We start from the raw sequence: 19,987 nt of genomic DNA on the forward strand, positions 1-19,987 counted from the left end.
ATTTTAGGAGGCAACACTATGAAATTGAAAAAGTCATTAACATTCGGTGTGATTACATTATTTAGCGTAACAACTTTAGCGGCTTGTGGAGGCGGCGGAACGTCAGATAGCTCAAGTGCGTCTGGTGGCGGTAAGGCAAGTGGCGAACAAGTTTTACGTGTCACAGAACAACAAGAAATGCCAACAGCTGATTTATCACTAGCAACAGACAGAATTAGTTTTATTGCATTAAATAATGTATATGAAGGAATTTATCGTTTAGACAAAGATAACAAAGTCCAACCTGCAGGTGCAGCGGAAAAAGCAGAAGTTTCTGAAGATGGACTAACATACAAAATTAAATTAAATAAAGATGCAAAATGGTCAGACGGTAAACCAGTGACTGCTAATGACTATGTTTACGGATGGCAACGAACAGTTGATCCAGCGACAGCTTCTGAATATGCTTATCTGTATGCCTCTGTAAAAAATGGTGATGCCATTGCTAAAGGGGAAAAAGATAAATCAGAATTAGGAATTAAAGCAGTCAGTGATACAGAATTAGAAATCACTTTAGAAAAAGCAACACCATACTTTGATTACTTATTAGCTTTCCCATCATTCTTCCCACAACGTCAAGATATTGTGGAAAAATATGGTAAAAATTATGCATCAAACAGCGAAAGTGCTGTCTACAATGGTCCATTCGTCTTAGATGGTTTTGATGGTCCTGGTACAGATACAAAATGGTCATTCAAGAAAAACGATCAATATTGGGATAAAGACACAGTGAAACTGGACTCAGTAGATGTGAATGTCGTGAAAGAATCACCAACCGCGTTGAACTTGTTCCAAGATGGACAAACAGACGATGTCGTTCTTTCTGGTGAACTAGCCCAACAAATGGCCAATGACCCAGCTTTTGTTAGTCAAAAAGAAGCATCAACACAATATATGGAACTAAATCAACGTGATGAAAAATCACCATTTAGAAATGCGAACTTACGTAAAGCAATTTCTTACTCAATCGACCGTAAAGCGTTAGTTGAATCAATCTTAGGGGATGGTTCTATCGAACCGAACGGTTTAGTACCAGCAGATATGGCAAAAGACCCAAGTGGCGGCAAAGACTTTGCTAAAGAAGCAGGTAGTCAAATTGAATATGATACGAAAAAAGCTAAAGAATACTGGGAAAAAGCGAAAAAAGAATTGGGGATTTCAACCTTAACAATGGATATTCTTTCTTCAGATGCAGATTCTTCTAAGAAAACAGTTGAATTTGTTCAAGGGTCAATTCAAGATGCTTTAGATGGTGTGAAGGTAACGGTTAGTCCGGTTCCATTCTCTGTTCGTTTAGATCGTTCAAACAAAGGCGACTTTGATGCAGTAATCGGTGGTTGGAGTGCTGACTATGCTGATCCAAGTAGTTTCTTAGACTTATTTGCTTCAGATAACTCATATAACCGTGGACGTTATAACAATCCAGAGTTTGACAAGTTAGTGAAAGCAGCAAGTAGCGCAGATGCGACAGATCCTGAAAAACGTTGGGATGATATGTTAAATGCAGAGAAAACGATTATGGGAGACATGGGTGTGGTACCATTATTCCAAAAATCAGAAGCGCATTTACGTGCTGAAAAAGTCAAAGATGTCGCAGTTCATCCTGCTGGCGCAACGTATGACTACAAATGGGCATACATTTCAGAATAACCTGACAAAAGATCGATAGCAAACAAAAAAGGACCTTTGCCATGGAATAAAAGGCAACGGTCCTCTTGCTATCTTGTCTTAGACCAAGTAAAATAGTAGAAAGCCTAAAGACAGAATCAGTAAGATGCCCCCAGTTTTTAGCCAGAAAGAGCGATGTGCATCGCCAATGACTGAAAGCGGGATAAACTCTTTCGGTTCATTTTTCTTTTTAAAACGAAACGCGTTTTTCATTGAGCGCTGAAAGTTATCGAAAAAGCCAGAGGACATAATCCATAAAGCAATGCCGATAATTAAAAAGAAAAGCGAAACGATAAAGAAGGTATCTGATAATGAGGAGGTAGTGATAGGTTCTTTACTTATTAATAAGTAAAGAAAAATGCCGATACTGGAAATAACGGCTGTAATAATTGGCCATTTAAAAGTTTTCATGTGTTCACCCTATCTATTATTGTGGTCTATCTAGTCATTACTTTAACGAAAATAACTGAGGAAGTCAAAAAAATCTCGGAGGTGTCATTATTGAATAGTTTTGGAAAATATTTTCTTAAACGGATCTTTTTCATGATTATCACTTTGTGGTTAATCGCAACGATTACGTTTTTCTTAATGCAATTATTACCAGGTACGCCTTATACCAACCAAGAAAAACTTAGTCCAGAAACAATCGCTATGTTGAATAAACAATCTGGCTTAGATAAACCAGTGATTGTTCAATACGGAATTTACTTAAAGAACCTGGTAACGGGAGACTTTGGTATTTCATTCCAATTTAAAAACCAACCTGTTGCTAAGTTATTAGCTGGTCGAATTGGGCCATCCCTTCAACTGGGAGGACAAGCGATTATCTTTGGTACGTTAGTCGGTATTTTATTGGGGATTATCGCAGCGATGCGTCAAAATACTTGGGTAGATACGTTGGCAACATTGTTAGCCATTTTAGGTCGTTCTATTCCAAACTTTGTTTTCGCGGTATTATTACAATACATTTTTGCAATGAAATTAAGAATCTTACCAATTGCTATGTGGAATGGTTTTGCCTACACAATTTTACCAACTATTGCCTTGGCAATGAGTCCAATGGCCGATTCGGCTAGGTTTATTCGAACCGAGATGGTAGAGGTCTTGCATAGTGATTATGTCGAATTAGCCAAAGCAAAAGGCTTGAGTCGCTGGCAAGTTGCATTCCGCCACGGGTTAAGAAACAGTTTAATTCCATTGATTACCTTATTAGGACCTTTAGCCGTTGGTTTAATGACAGGTTCTTTAGTAGTAGAAAATATTTTTGCCATCCCTGGAATTGGGGAACAGTTTGTAAAATCAATTATGACAAACGACTATCCAACAATTATGGCAGTAACTATTTTGTATTCAACAATGTTAGTTGTTGTAATTCTGATTGTTGACTTACTTTATGGTTTAATTGATCCAAGAATTCGCGTATCAGGAGGTGCAAAAGGCTAATGGAAACAGTCAATAAAAATAATCTACCACAAGCGATTAAAGATATTCCGGCAGATGAGTTTCAGCCTCTAAACACTTCAACTCTAAAAGAAAGAGAGCGTATTGCCACACCGTCTTTAAGTTTCTTACAAGACTCATGGCGTCGTTTGAAAAAGAATAAAGCTGCAGTTATCTCAATGAGTTTCTTAGCAGTTATTATCTTTATCTCTATTATTACCATTTGGGTTTCACCACATAACCCAACGAAACAAAATGTTTCTTACATTAACTTACCACCACGAATTCCTGGCTTGGAAAGCGTGAATGGTTTAAATGGTAAAACAACAGTTGCTGGTCAATTAGTTGATAAATATGCACAAGCAAACGTTCCAGATAACGTAAACTTTTATCTAGGAACAGATGGTTTAGGTCGTGATGTCCTAAGTCGTTTATTTATGGGAACACGTATTTCCTTATTAATTGCGTTTATCGCGGCAATTCTAGATATTACGATTGGGGTAACGTATGGACTGATTTCCGGGTTAGTCGGCGGTCGTGTCGATACAGTAATGCAACGTATTTTGGAAGTTCTTTCTGGTATTCCTAACTTAGTTGTTATGATCTTGATGCTAACAGTCTTTGATCCAGGGATTGTTTCGATTGTTTTAGCCATGGTTATTACAAACTGGATATCAATGGCCAGGATTGTGCGAGCCCAGACCATGAAACTAAAAGACCAAGAGTTTGTCATGGCAGCAGAAACATTGGGCGAATCTCGTTGGAAAATTGCTATTAAACATATTTTACCGAATATCTCAAGTGTCATTATTGTCCAAATGATGTTCAGTATCCCATCGGCAATTTTCTTTGAAGCGTTCCTAAGTTTTATTGGGTTAGGCTTACGTCCACCAACCGCATCTTTAGGAACCTTGTTAAACGAAGGATACAAAACTTTCCGTTTCCTTCCATATTTAATGTGGATTCCAGCGGCAACACTTTCAGTTATCATGATTTGTTTCAACTTGTTAGCTGATGGTTTACGTGACGCATTTGATCCTAAGATGAAAGAGTAAGAGTGGTGAATGACTATGGAAAAAGTATTAGAAGTTAAAGACTTAAGAATCTCCTTTGATACATTTGCAGGTAAAGTCAACGCCATTCGTGGTGTGAGTTTTGATCTTTATAAAGGTGAAACGTTAGCCATCGTAGGTGAATCAGGGAGTGGTAAATCTGTTACAACTCGCAGTATTATGCGTTTGTTGAGCAGTAATGCCAATATTGATAACGGGGAAATTTTGTTTAAAGGGCAAGATATTGTTCATAAAACAGAAAAACAAATGCAAGCCATTCGTGGTAAAGAAATCGCAATGATTTTCCAAGATCCGATGACTTCATTAGACCCAACGATGCCAATTGGCAAACAAGTGGCGGAATCATTAATCAAACATAATAAAGTCTCAAAAAAAGAAGGCTTAGCGCAAGCATTAGAATTACTAAAATTAGTCGGCATTCCTAATGCTGAAAAACGTTTGAAAAACTATCCGCACCAATTTTCTGGTGGGCAACGTCAACGGATTGTCATTGCAATTGCTTTAATTTGTTATCCAGAAGTTCTAATTGCAGATGAACCAACTACAGCGTTGGATGTAACCATCCAAGCACAAATTTTAGAGTTATTAAAAGACTTACAAGAAAAAATTAGCACTTCGATTATTTTCATTACCCATGATTTAGGGGTAGTAGCAAACGTGGCTGATCGTGTCGCTGTCATGTACGGTGGACGTCTGGTTGAAGTGGGAACAGCAGAAGAAATTTTCTATAATCCACAACATCCATATACTTGGGGACTTTTAGGGTCAATGCCAACGATGGAAGGAACAGAAGACAAACTTTATGCGATTCCAGGTTCACCTCCAGATTTATTAGATCCACCAACTGGAGATGCTTTCTATCCACGGAATGAGTTTGCTTTAAAAATTGATACAGAAAAAGAACCACCTTATTTTGAAGTATCACCGACACACAAAGCAGCAACGTGGTTATTAGCACCACAAGCACCAAAAGTTACGCCTCCAGCAGAGATTGTTCGTCGTTGGGCAATTTATGCAGAGCGTCAAAAAAATCCAGGAGGTAGTAATTAATGGCAGAAGAGAAAAAAGTCCTATTAGAAGTCACTGGTTTGAAACAGTATTTCAATGTTGGTCGTAAAGACGAAGTAAAAGCCATTGATGACATTAGTTTTCATATTTATGAAGGCGAAACCTTTGGATTAGTTGGCGAATCAGGAAGTGGAAAATCAACAACTGGTCGCAGTGTCATTCGTTTATATGATCCAACTGCTGGTGAAATTCTTTTCGATGGAAAAGACATTAGCAAAATTAAATCAAAAGCGGACATGCAAGCATTCCGCCGCGATGTTCAAATGATCTTCCAAGATCCATATGCTTCATTGAATCCAAGAATGAAAGTCAATGATATTATTGCTGAAGGAATCGATGTCAATGGATTAGCTAAAACACCAAAAGAGCGGGAAGAAAAAGTCAATGAACTTTTAAAAACGGTGGGCTTAAATCCAAGTCACAGTACGCGTTATCCTCATGAGTTTTCTGGTGGGCAACGTCAACGGATCGGGATTGCCCGTGCTTTAGCGGTTAATCCACGTTTCATTATCTGTGATGAGCCAATTTCGGCTTTGGATGTGTCGATTCAAGCCCAAGTAGTAAACTTATTACAAGATTTACAAAAAGAACAAGGCTTAACTTACTTGTTTATCGCACATGACTTATCGATGGTAAAACATATCAGTGACCGAATTGGCGTAATGCACAGTGGGAAATTATTGGAAATGGGCACAAGTGATGATGTCTATAATTTCGGCGTTCATCCTTATACAGAAAGTTTACTTTCTGCGATTCCATTACCAGATCCAGACTATGAACGCACACGTAAACGGATCGTTTACCAGCCTGCAGCGGCAGATGGGAAAGATCGTGAGCTCCGTGAAATTCTCAATGGACACTATGTTTATTGTGCTGAAGACGAAGTTGCAATGTACCGTGAAAAAATTGAAGAGAAGAAAAGAAAAGCTGGTTTATAACCAGCTTCTTTTCTAACTATCTTGGTAGGGTGGTTATGAGATGAAGGCTCTGAAAGCTTATAAATACAGACTTTATCCAACCTCAAAACAAGAAGAGTTTATTCAAAAAACATTTTCTTGTGTTCGCTTGGTGTATAATTTAATGTTACAAGACCGGATTGATATCTACAAAGAGATGCGAAAAAATCCTCAACAAACGTTTAAAATGCCAACGCCAGCTAAATATAAGAAACAATACCCTGTCCTCAGAGAAGTTGATAGTTTAGCCTTGGCAAATGCACAAGTTTATTTGGATCGAGCCTTTAAAAATTTTTATCGGGAAAAAGGGATGGGCTTTCCAAAAAAGAAAAAGAAAGAAACGGTGCATTCCTACACTACGAATAATCAACATGGCACGGTCAAAATTTTGGATAATCGTTATTTGAAAGTACCTAAATTGAAATCTTTAATTAAAATGAAGGTACACCGCCAACCACTGGGGGAGATAAAATCTGTAACTATTTCTATGAGTGCGAGTCACAATTATTATGTTTCCATTTTGTGTGAAGCGCCGGTTGAAACGAAAACAAAGCAACAAAAAATGGTGGGAATTTGTAGCAGTAGGGAAAAATTTGCGCTGCTTTCGAATGGTGAAAGCTTCGAAAAAAGCTATTGTTCAAAGCATTTAAAGCAAAAACTACGTCAAGAAGAACGAAAATTAAACAAGCGTAAAATGATTGCTTTAGAAAAAGGTGTCGATCTTTCGCAAGCAAAAAATTATCAAAAACAAAAAATAAAAGTCGCAAAAATTCGCGAAAAAATAGCCAACCAACGAACGGATATTTTAAACAAAATTACAACGGAATTGGTTTCAAGTTACGATGTTATTTGTATTGAAAAAGCCCATCACAGTAATGAGCGGCCGCCAAAACATGATCGTTCGGAACTGGCTTGGTCTTTATTTTTAGCTAAACTGTTGTATAAAGCACAATGGTATGGCAAAGAACTCATTTGTATTGAGTCAGAGGAGATCGAAACAGAGTTGTCTTTTTCTGAAAGTACAGAAAATTCAGAGTATCTTAGAAGCCAAAAAATCTTAGAACGTGGCTTGTCTAAACGAGAAACCTTATAAATAGAAGAACTGTAGGGACTACAGGGATCGCCTAGGGGATAGAAAATGCACACCATGTGTTGAACCATTTGTTTCTAGGAAGTCATATTGGGACAGTCCACTAATTATTAATAATCAAAATACGAGTTCAAACGAATCTAATGCTAGATTCGTTTTTTTTGAGGAAATATATTGACAACTAGGATAAACTAAGGTAAACTAGTGAAGTTGAGAAATGAAAGCAGAAGCACCCGCTTCTCGCCTTAGTTGAGTATATCGCTGGGCTAGATAAAGTATTCCTTATTTTTTTAAGTAAGGCAGACTGTTGGCGGGTTCTGGATAGGAACCTGTTTTTTTATTGCATTTAGCAAACAAAGCAGACTTCCGTTAGGATTTTCTCTTAAAAATTTTGGAGGTGAATGACCATAGCAAAGGATATGATGGTTAACGACGGCATTCGTGCACGCGAGTTACGTTTGATCGGACAAGATGGTGAACAATTAGGTGTAAAAACCAAAGCAGAAGCATTACAAATCGCTGAATCTGCAAACTTGGATTTAGTACTTGTAGCGCCAGGAGCGAAACCACCAGTTGCGCGAATTATGGATTATGGAAAATTCCGTTTCGAACAACAAAAGAAAGAGCGTGAAGCTCGCAAGAAACAAAAAGTGATCAACGTCAAAGAAGTTCGTTTAAGTCCAACAATTGACGTAAATGACTTCAATACAAAACTTCGTAATGCGCGTAAGTTCTTAGAAAAAGGAGACAAAGTGAAAGCTTCTATCCGTTTCAAAGGCCGTGCCATTACCCATAAAGAGATTGGTCAGAAAGTTCTTGATCGCTTAGCTGAAGAAACTGCGGACATCGCCACAGTGGAACAAAAAGCGAAAATGGACGGACGCAGCATGTTTCTAACGCTGGCACCGAAAAACGACAAGTAAACGAAGAGACCGAGCATTCGGACTTTTGGTAATTTCTACAAGAAGGATATTCGACAGTTGTGACTGTTAGAGTCTTTCACTTGAAGCAAAGATTTTGAGGAGGAAAATTAGTCATGCCAAAACAAAAAACACACCGCGGATTAGCAAAACGTGTAAAACGTACTGGTGGAGGCGGCTTAAAACGTGGCCGTGCCTTTACATCTCACCGTTTCCACGGTAAAACTAAAAAACAACGCCGTCAATTGCGTAAAGCAAGCATGGTTGCAAAAGGCGATTACAAACGTATCCGCCAACAATTAGCAAGAATGAAATAAAACAACTCGGTGACTTTTAGATTACCGTCAAGAGAAACAAGATATTAGGAGGAATTCAACATGGCACGTGTTAAAGGTGGAACAGTAACCCGTAAACGTCGTAAAAAAGTCCTTAAGTTAGCGAAAGGCTACTACGGATCAAAACATACTTTATTTAAATCAGCAAAAGAACAAGTAATGAACTCTTATTACTATGCATTCAGAGACCGTCGTCAAAAGAAACGTGACTTCCGTAAATTATGGATTGCACGTATCAACGCGGCAGCTCGCATGAATGGCTTGAGCTATTCTAAATTAATGCACGGTTTGAAATTGGCAGAGATTGATATCAACCGCAAAATGTTAGCTGACTTAGCCGTTAACGATGCAGCAGCATTTACAGCGTTAGCTGAACAAGCAAAAGACGCTTTAAGCAAATAAGCTTAAATAATCTTTCACACCCTACTCCTTGAGTAGGGTGTTTTTTTTAATAACTCCGTTGGTAACTTTCATCTATAAATGAAAAAATTTGTGAGAGCGGAATTTCTTCAGAAAGACTTAACCAATGCTCTTTATTCATATGATAGGCAGGAAAATAGCCAGGTTGGTTCTTTAATAAGGCAATCAATTCAGGCGCAAGTTTAACGGTTAAAATAGTGAGCTGCTTATTCTCGGTAGCGCCGAGCAGTTGTGCATCCAGTGGCATAATTAAAGCAAACCATTTCGCATTTCTAGGATGACGAAAGACGAGATAGTCTGGGTGTTTTTTAAAAGGAAAATCGGGCGTTATCTGATAACGTTCTTGGATATAGGCGCTAATAGTTTCTTGAAAAGTCATAGGTTTCTTCCTTTCGTTAAGGCTAGGCATATCTATTTACATCATAGCAAAAATTACATAAAATTACTTCGTTCAAAGGAATGGGAGGAGGGAGCAGATGACATTAATTTCAACAATTTTAGTAACCTTGGTGGCTGTAGAATTTTTCTACATTATGTATTTAGAAACGATTGTACCAACATCTGAGACAACAAGCCGTGTTTTTAAAATGGATAGGCAAGAGTTACAAAGAAAATCAGTCACTACATTGTTTAAAAATCAAGGAATCTATAATGGACTAATCGGTGCAGGACTTATTTATAGTGTCTATTTTGCGCAAGCAACGATGGAGATGACAAAATTTTTATTGATTTATATTATTTTAGTGGCGGCGTACGGTAGCTTAACTAGTGATAAAAAAATCATTTTAACACAAGGCGGTTTAGCTATCGTGGCTTTGATTAGTTTACTTGTTTAGCCATCAGAGTTAATAGAGAGAGACAGTCAAATCGACAGAAAAAACACGGTTGATTTGACTATTTTTTATGGAATTGAGAGAGACAAAATGTGGTATACTTTGTTTATTAGATAGGGAGGAATTAAAAATGCTGAACCAAAAAGAAGTAAAAAAAACTGATTATCCTCAATTAATTTCTCTATGGCGTTCTTCAGTAGAAGCTACCCATTTGTTTTTGAGTCAGGCAGATATTGATAAAATCGAAGTGGTTTTACCTGATTATTTTCAACAAGTTCAATTAAGTATGTGGTTAAATGAAGAACAGAAATGTGTGGGCTTTAGTGGAACAAATCAACAAACGTTGGAAATGTTATTTATTGACCCAGTCTATTTTCGTAAAGGCTATGGTGGAGAAATTATCCAAAAGTTAATAGAGCAAGAATCAATTGTCTTTGTTGATGCTAATAAACAAAATGAAGGGGCAGTGAAGTTCTATCAATCTCAAGGATTTCAAGTAATTGGTGAATCAAAGGAAGATCCTCAAGGAAATCCGTTTCCTATTTTACATATGAAACGGATATAGAAAAGAAGGGAGAAACCATGCGAGTAATCGTTACAGAATACCAACCAGCCTGGGTGGAACAGTTTGAAGAAGAAGCCCAAGCGTTGAAACAGATTCTAAAGGAAAATTGTCTTAAAGTTGAACATATCGGTAGTACCTCTGTGCCTAATTTAGCAGCCAAACCAATTATTGATTTTTTGGTCATTGTTGAAGAAATTGAAAAAGTAGACCTGTTACAAGGGGAATTTGAAAGAATCGGTTATGAATATATGGGGGAATTTGGGCTATCAGGACGTCGTTATTTACGAAAAGGCCCGATAAAAAGAACACATCATGTGCATATTTATCAGTTTGACAATACGCAAGAAATTTTGCGCCATCTTGCTTTTCGAAATTATTTACGAGAAAATCCGTCAATTGCTACAACCTATGGTACATTAAAAAAGCAATTGGCCCAAGCACACCCCGATAGCATTGATAAATATATGGATGGCAAAGATGCGTTCATTAAGAAAATAGAAAAAGAAGCGTTGAAGAAATATTGGGAAAAATAAAAAAAGTTGCTAAAGCTAGCAACTTTTTTTTGGTTCTTTTTTGAAAAAATGATAAAGAAGACCACTTAAAAGAACACCTAGAATAATTCCAATCGCTAAATTATGCGTATAGACGATCACACCCACTGTCACGAGTAAAATAACAATTTCAGTAATTTCAAAAGTTCGGAAAAGCTGCAAACTTTCCCAATCAAAGGTGTCGACTGCCACTGTCATCATGATCCCAATCAATGCAGCTGTAGGAATGGCTACCATCACGGATTTAAAAACAAAAATGAATAGAAGGAGGGTAATACCTGAAATCAAAGTAGAAAGCCGTTTTCGTCCTCCAGATTTAACATTAATGACCGCTTGCCCGATCATCGCACAGCCAGCTTGGCCACCAAAAAAGCCGGTAATTATATTAGCGAGTCCTTGCGCCTTAACTTCTCGTTGGCTATCACTTTGGCTCGCTGTCATTTTGTCCACAATGGGGATCGTCAATAAAGATTCAATTAACCCGACCATTGCTAAGGCAACAGAGCTAGGTAAAATAATCCACAACGTTTCTAAGTTGACGGGTACATTAGGCCAACGGATCGCTGGATGAAACTGACTCATTTCACCAAGATCACCTACCGTTTGCAAATGACCTTTTAAAAAATAGGACAGGATAGTCATGAATAAAATAACAATTAAAGCAGGAGGCACAATTGTAATAAACTTAGGTAATAGATAAATAAGTAAGATACTACAGATAATCATGCCGTAGGACCACAGTGTTTGATGAGGCAATTGTTGTACTTGCGCCATGAAAATTAAAATAGCTAACGCATTGACGAATCCGTACATCACTGTCTTGGGAATAAAGCGCATCAATTTGTGGATACCTAAATAACCTAAAATAAATTGCAGAAAGCCTGTTAAAATAGTCGCAGCAAGCATGTATGACAAACCGTGTGCTTGAATTAAGCCTGCAAGGACTAAGGCCATTGAACCAGCAGACGCCGTGACCATTGCCGGACGGCCGCCCGTAAAAGTAATCACAAGTAAAGTAACTGCTGAAGCAAACACTGCAGAAAGCGGGTGAACACCAGCAATAATCGCAAACCCGATTACTTCTGGTAAAATGGCGACAGAAGAAACGAGACCCGCAAATAGATCATTTCGTTCATTACCTAACCATTCGCTTTTTTTAATACTAAATAACATCGAAAAACTCCTTTAAGTTAATAAAACCTTATTCATAATAGCATGAATAAGCTGAAATAAAAAAGTTTGACGTGTTAACGTCAAACTTTTTTATTAGAACTGTAGCAGTGCCAACAACAAAATGGCTAGGACGACTTGAACAGTTCCTACTGATAAACCATAGATTAAGAAACGTTTGCCTTCTTGGAAAAACTTTTTAAAATCGAGTCGTAACCCGATTGCTGCCAAGGCAGTAATTTCAAACCAAGAACTAAAGAAATGAGCAGTCTCACTGATCACGACGGGGAAATGAATCAAACTATTAAAGACACAGGCAATGAAAAAGCCAACTACATACCAAGGTAGGGCGCTGCTTTTTTTGGTGACTTCTACCAACTCAGCTTCTGATTCTGCCGTCTTACTTTGCTTGAAACGTCCAAATAAATAGACAACTGCTACGAGTAGGACAATCCGCATAATTTTAAAGAGCATCGCTAGTTGAACTGCGTTCTCATTGACCATATTGGCACTGGCGACAACCTGACCAACTGATTGTAAAGTTCCTCCGATTAGTGCGCTACGAGCCAACAAATTGGTACCATAGAGAATCCCACTTAAAATGGGTAAGGTCAACATTAAAACGGTTCCTAATAAGTTTACTAAAGTAATGATTTGGCCTTTTTCTTCCTCATCTGCTTGAATTGCTGGAGCAATCGAAGCAATGGCAGAAGATCCACAAACGGCATTACCACCAGCCATCAATAAAGACATATTATCAGAAAAAGCCAGTTTTTTACCGATCAAATAGGCAAAAATAATGGTCAGCGACATTTGAATGAGAATAAATGCGACACCTTGTAAGCCAATTTGGGCAATCGTTTGAAAGGTCACGGTGGTTCCCAATAAAACAACAGAAAATTCTAGTAATTTACTTTCGGCTACTTTGGTTCCGCGATTTAAATTGGCACCGCGAACAAAGGTATTTCCCAAAAAGATTCCTAGTAAAATAGCTATCGTTGCGGCGCCTAAGCTAGGTAACCAGATGGCAAGAAACTTGCTAAGGCAGGCGACAAGGAAAGCTGTTAGCAAGCCGGGAAGAATTTGGAATAAAGATTGGATATAATCATTTTCTGAATTTTTCATTGAAAAAATCTCTCTTTCTTGTTCATTACTTCCAGTATAACGAAATTTTTTACATTTGAGAAATAAATAGTTAAAATAATATTTATAATAGAAAGTTATCGAAAGGATACTTATGTTTAAATTATTAAAGACTTTTCAAATTGTGTATGAGCAAATGAACTTTTCCAAAGCAGCTACCTGCTTATATATCTCACAACCAGCCGTTTCTAATCAAATCAAACAATTAGAAGAAGAATTAGGCTGTTCATTGTTTTTAAGAAATGGTCGACAAGATGTAGTTCCTACTAGGCAAGCGGAAGTCTTGTATAATCGTTTGCTAAATTTAGCTGATGATTGGCAAGAAACATTAACAGCTCTTCATCAGGCGAGATTACCTAAAGAAACTTGCCGAATTGCTGCGTCTAATACTTTTGCAGTTTATTATTTGCCGCAACTGATGCAGCATTTACAGACACAGTATGCAACAATCAATTTTGTTTTAGAAATGAACAATTCAGAAGAAGTAGTGGAAAAAGTTGAAAAACATCAAGTTGATTTTGGCTTTATCGAAAAACCATTAATTACAAAAGGCGCCTCTCGTGAAGAAATTATTCAGGATCAATTGGTTTTAGCTGGGGACCCTGCCAATCAGAATTGGTTGGTACGTGAAAAGGATTCTGGGGTCTTTCATTATACCCAACAGTATTTAGAAGAAAGTAATCAAAGCCCAACACTCATGACGGTTAAAAATAATGAAATGATTGTTAAAATGTTGGAATTGGGCATGGGGCAATCGTTGCTTTCAAGAAAGGCGATTACTGAAAAAATTCCTTTCCAAACGTTAGGTGAAAAGTATTGGCGTTCCTTTTATTTTTTGACACGAGGACATTTAAAATCCTCCTTGCTTCAAGAAGTAAAACAAGCAATTTATCGATTCTATCAGACGGAAATGAATAAATACTAAAACGTTCTCTTTGTTTATTTATCAATCTTTGACTACACTAAAGAAAACGAAGGAGGGAACCACAATGCCTAAATTTTCACCTTGTTTATGGTTTGACACACAAGCGGAAGAAGCTGCTAACTTCTATACAACAATCTTTGAAAAAGGTGCAATTCTAAGTAAAACGAACTACGTTAATGAGGCGCACTAACCTCAAGGAACATCATTAATGACCGTTGAATTTACCTTGGCGAACCAAACAATCATTGGTTTAAATGGCGGACCAGAATTTTCCTTTACGCCAGCTAGTTCATTTTTTGTTGAATGTAAAACATTATCACAAACAGAAACGTTGTGGAAAAATTTAACAACAGATGGACAGATATTGATGCCTTTTGGGGAATATCCTTTTAGTCCTTTATATGGTTGGGTAGTGGACAAATTTGGTGTCTCTTGGCAAGTGTCTTTTTCAGGAAAAGAACAAACAATTGTACCAACCTTTATGTTTGCTAATGAAAAATATGGCGAAGCAGCCAAAGCTCTATCAGAATGGTTGGCGATTTTCGGTCCAGGCGAAATAATTGAAAAAGTTGAATATGAAGATAGGAACATTGCGCAAGCACTTTTCACATTACAGGAGCAACCGTTTCGAGTAATGGATGCACGAGATAAACATGACTTTGATTTTACCATGGCTTTCTCCATTTATATTGATTGTGAAAATCAGGAGGAAATAGATCGGCTATGGCAACAAGTGACTGCTAAAGGGAAAGAATGGACGTGTGGCTGGATGGAAGATCAATTTGGGATCAGTTGGCAAACAGGCAATCCTGAACTGAAAAGCTATTTATCTGACTCAAATCCAGCTAGAGCAAATGAAGTGACCAAAAAATTGTACCAAATGAAAAAAATAGATTTAAACCAGTTAAAAGAAGTGTATGACAAATAGAATCATTAGAAAAACTGAGGTTGTCTGATCGACTACACTTTGGTACGTTGGTATCAATTCCTATGCATGGAACATACTAGAGTTGAAGGACTTGTCTTTTAAGGATCAAGACCTTCAACTCTTAAAAAAGGCTCGATTCTTGCGAGTTCCAAAGAGGCTACTTCTATTTTGTTGTTTACTTAATGGTTAGGACTCTGCCGATTTTTTTATAAGATTATGCTATAATTAAGAGTAGTAAATTATTGAAGGAAAAATGAAAAGTCCAAAATAGGAAGTGGTAAAATGATTGAGTTAATTGTGTTGTTAACAGTTTTTACTTATGGAACGAACTTTGTTTTATATCTTATTTTGAAAAATAAAAAGTCCATGCCAATTGTCGAAAAAGCTTCTATTGTATTAGGAATTAATATGTCTGTGTTATTATTAGATGGTATTTTTGCTTTCGTTGGCAAATTCATCATGTTATCAGAATGGGAATTATTAGCGCCTATTTTTGAAATAGTGTAAAAATCATCATAAAGTCCTATATCCAAAAAGAATGAAGTTTGTTAGGATAAGAAAGATGAAAATTTAGAAATAAAAGAGGTGGGATTGCATGGCTAAAATCATGATTGTCGAAGATGAAACAACCATTCGAGAATTAATTAGCGAGGAATTACAAAAATGGCAATTTGAAACGATTGGAACAACCGATTTTAATGATGTATTGGATGATTTTCAAGAGGAGAATCCCCAATTAGTCTTGATGGATATTAATTTACCTGTGTACGATGGGTACTATTGGTGTCAAAAAATTCGTGAAGTTTCTAAAGTACCAATTATTTTTATTTCGAGTCGTAGTACCAATATGGATATGATTATGGCGATGAACATGGGCGCGGATGATTTTGTTACAAAACCGTTCCAGATAGATGTTTTAATTGCTAAAATCAATGCTTTGTTGCGCCGCTCTTATAACTATTCCGATACGGATAGTGAAGTGCTTTCACATAATGGCATTACTTTAAATGTGGACAATGGACGAATGGAAATCAAAGGCGAAATGATCGATTTAAGTAAAAATGAATACCGATTACTGTATCTTTTAATGAAAAAGCACGGAAAAATTTTAACACGTGAAAAACTATTGCGCGCTTTATGGGACGATGAACGTTTTGTGGATGACAATACGTTGACGGTAAATATCAATCGTTTACGAAAAAAAATTGAGCAAGCAGGGATTGCTGGCTATATTGAAACCAAAGTGGGCGTCGGTTATATGGTGCCCTAGATAGGAGTAGACAATGACCATTCTAAAGTATTTAAAAGATCGCTGGTTATTACTAATTGGTTGGTTATTTTTTCTGTTCTTAACTTGTTTTATTTTATGGTTGGCTCCTAATGTCCGCTTAGATTGGACAGTGGTTGGCTATATCTTTTTACTGCAAAGTGTTTTTTTATCGCTATTTTTAACAATTGATTATTATTTAAAACGTAAGTGGTGGCTTTCGTTGGCAATGGAAAAAGAGCCGCCTTCTTTACAAGAATATTTGAATACAGCAGAAAAAGAAGAAGAACTACTTGTCCAAACGTATATTAACGGTTTATTGCAAGAGCACCAACAAACCATGCAGCAAGCAATTAACAACCAACAGGACCAAAAAGATTACATTGACTCTTGGGTTCATGAAATCAAAGTCCCCCTAGCGGCTATCACGTTACTGGTACAATCTGTCGAAGATGATATTCCAGAGAAAAAATATTATCTATTGGAAAATGAGTTAGGTAAAATTGATGAATATGTCGAGCAAGTCCTATATTATGCTAGACTGGACAGCTTTTCTCGAGATTATTTACTCCAAGAATATTCTTTAAAAGAAATTGTGCAATCTGTTGTTCGTACGCAAGCAAATTATTTTATCCAAAAAAGATTGCAATTCTCAATTGAAGGGGAAGATGAAGCGGTTTTAACCGACCGAAAATGGGTCATTTTTATTTTCCGCCAATTATTAAGTAATGCAGTCAAGTATACGCCAGAAGGCGGCACGATTACGGTCCTAATTTCCAAAAATAAACAAGGTATTTATTTATCTTTAAAAGATTCTGGGATTGGCATTCCGACACAAGATCAACGACGCATTTTCGATAAAGGATTTACTGGTGAAAACGGGCGGAAAAGTGAACAGCATTCGACTGGTCTTGGCCTGTATTTGGCCCATAGCTTAGCGAAAAAGTTAGGTCATGATTTAACAGTCGAATCGACAGAAGGGCAAGGTACGACGATGACATTGTTTTTCCCTTCCCTCAGTTATTATAATGAAGTGAAATAAAAAGTAGGTCTATCAGCAAACTAAAGAGGTGATAGGCCTTTTTTTATTTATTAAAACTTTCTTGCTAACTTCTCTTACTCTTCTTAGTTGTTTAGAAAACGTTTTTATTGTTAGAATGAAATGAAATAAATTTATTAGGAGAATATTATGAGTTTACTTATCGCTTTAGTGCCCATGATTGCGTGGGGCAGTATTGGTTTAGTCAGCGGTAAAATTGGTGGAAGCGCCAATCAACAAACGTTAGGTATGACAATCGGCGCATTACTATTTTCAATTGTTGTCTTTTTTGTCATCCAGCCTACGTTGACGACAGCCACATTAATTGTTGGATTTATATCTGGTTTATTCTGGAGTTTGGGACAGAATCAACAATTTCATAGCATGAAATATATGGGCGTTTCAGTTGGCTTACCAATTTCAACTGGGATGCAGTTAGTTGTTAATACCGTTGCAGGGGCTGTTTTTTTCCATGAATGGACAAAAACAAAAGACTTTGTTGTGGGCTTTATCGCTTTAGCCTTTTTAGTTTTTGGGGTGTATTTAACAGCTCGACAAGATGATGATAGTCAACCGAAAACCTCAAACAGTATGTTAGATTTTAATAAAGGGATTCGGGCGTTGATTTTCTCAACAGTTGGGTATGGTGTCTATACCATCATTATTAATGCCACTGGTTTAGATCCGTGGGGAATTATTTTGCCACAAAGTATTGGTATGTTAGTGGGGGCTAGTTTCTTTGCCTTCAAAAAAGTCAAAGTTGATCGTTTTGTTTGGATGAATATGACGACGGGTCTGCTTTGGGGCTTAGGAAATATTTGTATGTTATTAACCATGCGTGAAATTGGCTTAGCTATTAGCTTCTCTTTATCACAAATGGGGATTATTATTTCGACTCTTGGGGGCATCTTCCTTTTAGGCGAAAGAAAATCAAAAAAAGAAATGTTTTATGTTATTTTTGGTTGCATTTTTGTTATTCTAGGTGGTATTCTTTTAGGGTATATGAAAGCGTAAATAGTTTATTTACGCTTATTTTTTTTACGGGGGTAAACACATGTCTATTTTCAGAAAAAAAGAAATCACTGTGCCTGTCAATGACAGTGGTGGGATGAAAAAAAATCTTAAGACGATGGACTTAATTTTTCTAGGAATTGGGGCTGTAGTAGGAACAGGGATTTTTGTTGTGACAGGTGTCGCAGCGGAACGCTATGCAGGTCCAGGGCTCGTCTTATCATTTCTGGTAGCAGCAGCCGCGATTATTTTATCTGGTTTATGCTATGCAGAATTTGCATCACGTATTCCGGTCATTGGTGGGCCGTATGCCTACATGTATGTGGTCTTTGGAGAAATTGTGGCTTGGATGACTGGTTGGATGATTATTTGTGAGTTTTTCTTGGCGGTTTCATCCGTTGCTTCAGGTTGGTCAGGCTATGTTCATGGCTTTTTGGATAGCTTAGGTTTTTCTTTACCGCAAGCGTTAAGTGGCGCTTATAATCCAACAAATGGTACATATATTGATTTGATTGCCATGTTGGTCGTTGTAGCCGTAACTTTTTGGGTATCTTTAGAAGCGAAAACAGCGTTACGTTTAAATAACTTAATGGTTTTCGTGAAGTTTGGGATTATTTTATTATTTGTTCTCGTGGGAATCTTTTATGTGAAACCAACGAACTGGCAACCATTTATTCCTTATGGTTTTTCAGGCGTTTTCAGTGGTGCTGCTTTAGTTTTCTTTGCCTTTCTAGGGTTTGATGCGGTCAGCATGGCCGCGGAGGAAGTGAAGAATCCGAAAAAAGATATTCCAAAAGGGATTATTGGTTCCATTATTATTTCAACATTGTTATATATTGTTGTTACGTTAGTTTTAACTGGGATTGTTCCATTTACGGATTTAGGGGTCAAGGATCCGGTGGCTTTTGCGATGCGCTTCATTAATCATGGCGCAATTGCGACAATCATTTCAGTTGGTGCTATTTTAACCTTATTAACAGTGACGATTGCGATGATGTACAGTTTAGCCCGTGTGATTTATGCGATTAGTAAAGATGGATTATTGCCGCAGTTTATGAGCAAAATCGATGAGAAGCGGCACACACCTAAGAATGCAACCTATGTAGCTGGATTTTTAGCAATGGTTTTTGCTGGTGTTGTTCCAATGGAGATGTTGGCTGAACTTACAAATATCGTGACACTCTTTTATCTGATGTTTCTCGCTTTAGGAATTATCAAATTACGGACAATGAAAGGAGAACCGCAAGCAGGTGAATTTAAAGTACCGCTTGTGCCGGTTCTACCATTAATTTCAATCGTGGTTTGCGCCGCTCTGATGTTCCAATTGTCTTTAGCTACTTGGCAAGTATTTGGCGTAGCCGTAGTGATTGGTTTGGCTATTTATTTCTTTTATGGACGTCACCATAGTATCGTTCGTTTCGAGACAAAAGAATAAAAATGAACGAAAAAAGAGAGGAATACTTGTCAAATAGACAGGTGTTTCTCTCTTTTCTTTCTGGCATTTTCTTCATTTTCAAGAGAAAACCGACAAGAAATATAGTTTAAT

22 protein-coding genes, 1 pseudogene and 1 other annotated feature are annotated in these 19,987 nt (G+C 37.3%); of the genes and pseudogenes, 19 read left to right on the forward strand and 4 right to left on the reverse strand.

What is annotated here, in order from left to right; genetic code table 11:
• The first annotated feature begins 18 nt into the window (after positions 1-18).
• Positions 19-1,689: an oligopeptide ABC transporter substrate-binding protein Opp1A gene (gene opp1A / locus IGJ41_RS03520; protein WP_002402970.1), complete on the forward strand. Its 1,671-nt coding sequence runs from the start codon at positions 19-21 to the stop codon at positions 1,687-1,689.
• A gap of 78 nt (positions 1,690-1,767) precedes the next feature.
• On the opposite strand, the gene IGJ41_RS03525 is transcribed toward opp1A, so the two are convergent.
• Positions 1,768-2,118 carry a DUF3899 domain-containing protein gene (locus IGJ41_RS03525; RefSeq protein WP_002355784.1) on the reverse strand — a complete coding sequence of 117 codons (351 nt, stop codon included), beginning with the start codon at positions 2,116-2,118 and terminating at the stop codon, positions 1,768-1,770.
• 90 nt (positions 2,119-2,208) lie between these two features.
• Here IGJ41_RS03525 and opp1B point away from each other — a divergent pair, with 90 nt between their 5' ends.
• The 8 genes from opp1B to rplT all read left to right on the forward strand — a co-directional run bounded on the left by opp1B (position 2,209) and on the right by rplT (position 8,991).
• Complete coding sequence (opp1B, locus tag IGJ41_RS03530) at positions 2,209-3,150, forward strand: oligopeptide ABC transporter permease Opp1B (RefSeq protein WP_002381304.1); 942 nt, start codon at positions 2,209-2,211, stop codon at positions 3,148-3,150.
• The gene (gene opp1C / locus IGJ41_RS03535) at positions 3,150-4,202 is read left to right on the forward strand and encodes an oligopeptide ABC transporter permease Opp1C (RefSeq protein WP_002355787.1); all 1,053 of its coding nucleotides are present in this window, start codon (positions 3,150-3,152) and stop codon (positions 4,200-4,202) included. The genes opp1B and opp1C overlap by 1 nt, the downstream gene beginning before the upstream one ends.
• Positions 4,203-4,211: 9 nt before the next feature.
• Positions 4,212-5,270 carry an oligopeptide ABC transporter ATP-binding protein Opp1D gene (gene opp1D, locus IGJ41_RS03540; RefSeq protein ID WP_002355794.1) on the forward strand — a complete coding sequence of 353 codons (1,059 nt, stop codon included), beginning with the start codon at positions 4,212-4,214 and terminating at the stop codon, positions 5,268-5,270.
• Positions 5,270-6,226: an oligopeptide ABC transporter ATP-binding protein Opp1F gene (gene opp1F, locus IGJ41_RS03545; protein WP_002355795.1), complete on the forward strand. Its 957-nt coding sequence runs from the start codon at positions 5,270-5,272 to the stop codon at positions 6,224-6,226. Before opp1D ends, opp1F begins: the two co-directional genes overlap by 1 nt.
• A 40-nt stretch (positions 6,227-6,266) precedes the next feature.
• Entirely contained in the window at positions 6,267-7,337 is a 1,071-nt protein-coding gene (locus IGJ41_RS03550) for an RNA-guided endonuclease TnpB family protein (protein WP_002413564.1), read from the forward strand.
• Positions 7,338-7,549: 212 nt separating this feature from the next.
• Positions 7,550-7,681: a sequence feature (ribosomal protein L20 leader region), on the forward strand.
• A 54-nt stretch (positions 7,682-7,735) separates the two neighbouring features.
• Positions 7,736-8,257, forward strand: a complete 522-nt coding sequence (gene infC / locus IGJ41_RS03555; protein ID WP_002355797.1) for a translation initiation factor IF-3 — start codon at positions 7,736-7,738, stop codon at positions 8,255-8,257.
• Between the two features lie 113 nt (positions 8,258-8,370).
• Positions 8,371-8,571, forward strand: coding sequence for a 50S ribosomal protein L35 (gene rpmI, locus IGJ41_RS03560; RefSeq protein ID WP_002355798.1), 201 nt, complete (start codon positions 8,371-8,373; stop codon positions 8,569-8,571).
• A 60-nt stretch (positions 8,572-8,631) separates the two neighbouring features.
• Positions 8,632-8,991 carry a 50S ribosomal protein L20 gene (gene rplT / locus IGJ41_RS03565; RefSeq protein WP_002355799.1) on the forward strand — a complete coding sequence of 120 codons (360 nt, stop codon included), beginning with the start codon at positions 8,632-8,634 and terminating at the stop codon, positions 8,989-8,991.
• A gap of 46 nt (positions 8,992-9,037) precedes the next feature.
• Here rplT and IGJ41_RS03570 read toward each other — a convergent pair whose 3' ends face one another.
• A complete protein-coding gene (locus tag IGJ41_RS03570; protein ID WP_002409311.1) occupies positions 9,038-9,418 on the reverse strand; it encodes an MmcQ/YjbR family DNA-binding protein in 381 nt (126 codons plus the stop codon).
• A gap of 67 nt (positions 9,419-9,485) precedes the next feature.
• Between IGJ41_RS03570 and IGJ41_RS03575 the strand changes: the two genes are divergently transcribed.
• The 3 genes from IGJ41_RS03575 to IGJ41_RS03585 all read left to right on the forward strand — a co-directional run bounded on the left by IGJ41_RS03575 (position 9,486) and on the right by IGJ41_RS03585 (position 10,940).
• Positions 9,486-9,845: a DUF1304 domain-containing protein gene (locus IGJ41_RS03575; RefSeq protein WP_002361363.1), complete on the forward strand. Its 360-nt coding sequence runs from the start codon at positions 9,486-9,488 to the stop codon at positions 9,843-9,845.
• A gap of 67 nt (positions 9,846-9,912) precedes the next feature.
• Positions 9,913-10,407, forward strand: coding sequence for a GNAT family N-acetyltransferase (locus IGJ41_RS03580; RefSeq protein ID WP_002394917.1), 495 nt, complete (start codon positions 9,913-9,915; stop codon positions 10,405-10,407).
• A gap of 17 nt (positions 10,408-10,424) precedes the next feature.
• Positions 10,425-10,940: a GrpB family protein gene (locus IGJ41_RS03585; RefSeq protein WP_002394916.1), complete on the forward strand. Its 516-nt coding sequence runs from the start codon at positions 10,425-10,427 to the stop codon at positions 10,938-10,940.
• Between the two features lie 15 nt (positions 10,941-10,955).
• Here IGJ41_RS03585 and IGJ41_RS03590 read toward each other — a convergent pair whose 3' ends face one another.
• Both IGJ41_RS03590 and IGJ41_RS03595 read right to left on the reverse strand, forming a co-directional pair.
• Positions 10,956-12,131 carry a SulP family inorganic anion transporter gene (locus IGJ41_RS03590; RefSeq protein ID WP_438713893.1) on the reverse strand — a complete coding sequence of 392 codons (1,176 nt, stop codon included), beginning with the start codon at positions 12,129-12,131 and terminating at the stop codon, positions 10,956-10,958.
• A gap of 93 nt (positions 12,132-12,224) precedes the next feature.
• On the reverse strand, positions 12,225-13,253 hold the full coding sequence (locus IGJ41_RS03595; RefSeq protein WP_002355805.1) for a YeiH family protein: 1,029 nt from the start codon (positions 13,251-13,253) through the stop codon (positions 12,225-12,227).
• A 112-nt stretch (positions 13,254-13,365) separates the two neighbouring features.
• Between IGJ41_RS03595 and IGJ41_RS03600 the strand changes: the two genes are divergently transcribed.
• The 7 genes and pseudogenes from IGJ41_RS03600 (at position 13,366) to IGJ41_RS03630 (ending at position 19,876) form a co-directional block, all read left to right on the forward strand.
• The gene (locus tag IGJ41_RS03600) at positions 13,366-14,196 is read left to right on the forward strand and encodes a LysR family transcriptional regulator (RefSeq protein ID WP_002358839.1); all 831 of its coding nucleotides are present in this window, start codon (positions 13,366-13,368) and stop codon (positions 14,194-14,196) included.
• A gap of 64 nt (positions 14,197-14,260) precedes the next feature.
• Positions 14,261-15,124: pseudogene (locus tag IGJ41_RS03605) on the forward strand (VOC family protein).
• A gap of 282 nt (positions 15,125-15,406) precedes the next feature.
• Positions 15,407-15,631 (forward strand): hypothetical protein, encoded by a 225-nt coding sequence (locus IGJ41_RS03610; RefSeq protein WP_002355808.1) that lies wholly within the window; start codon positions 15,407-15,409, stop codon positions 15,629-15,631.
• A gap of 88 nt (positions 15,632-15,719) precedes the next feature.
• Positions 15,720-16,394, forward strand: coding sequence for a two-component system response regulator SapR (gene sapR, locus IGJ41_RS03615; RefSeq protein WP_002355809.1), 675 nt, complete (start codon positions 15,720-15,722; stop codon positions 16,392-16,394).
• Between the two features lie 13 nt (positions 16,395-16,407).
• Entirely contained in the window at positions 16,408-17,433 is a 1,026-nt protein-coding gene (gene sapS / locus IGJ41_RS03620; RefSeq protein ID WP_438713896.1) for a two-component system sensor histidine kinase SapS, read from the forward strand.
• Positions 17,434-17,580: 147 nt separating this feature from the next.
• Positions 17,581-18,444: a GRP family sugar transporter gene (locus tag IGJ41_RS03625; protein WP_002355811.1), complete on the forward strand. Its 864-nt coding sequence runs from the start codon at positions 17,581-17,583 to the stop codon at positions 18,442-18,444.
• 40 nt (positions 18,445-18,484) lie between these two features.
• Entirely contained in the window at positions 18,485-19,876 is a 1,392-nt protein-coding gene (locus tag IGJ41_RS03630) for an amino acid permease (protein WP_002361373.1), read from the forward strand.
• Positions 19,877-19,987 lie beyond the last annotated feature (111 nt).

Origin of the sequence: Enterococcus sp. DIV1537a (genome assembly GCF_051712085.1) — a bacterium.
Lineage (GTDB): Bacteria > Bacillota > Bacilli > Lactobacillales > Enterococcaceae > Enterococcus > Enterococcus faecalis.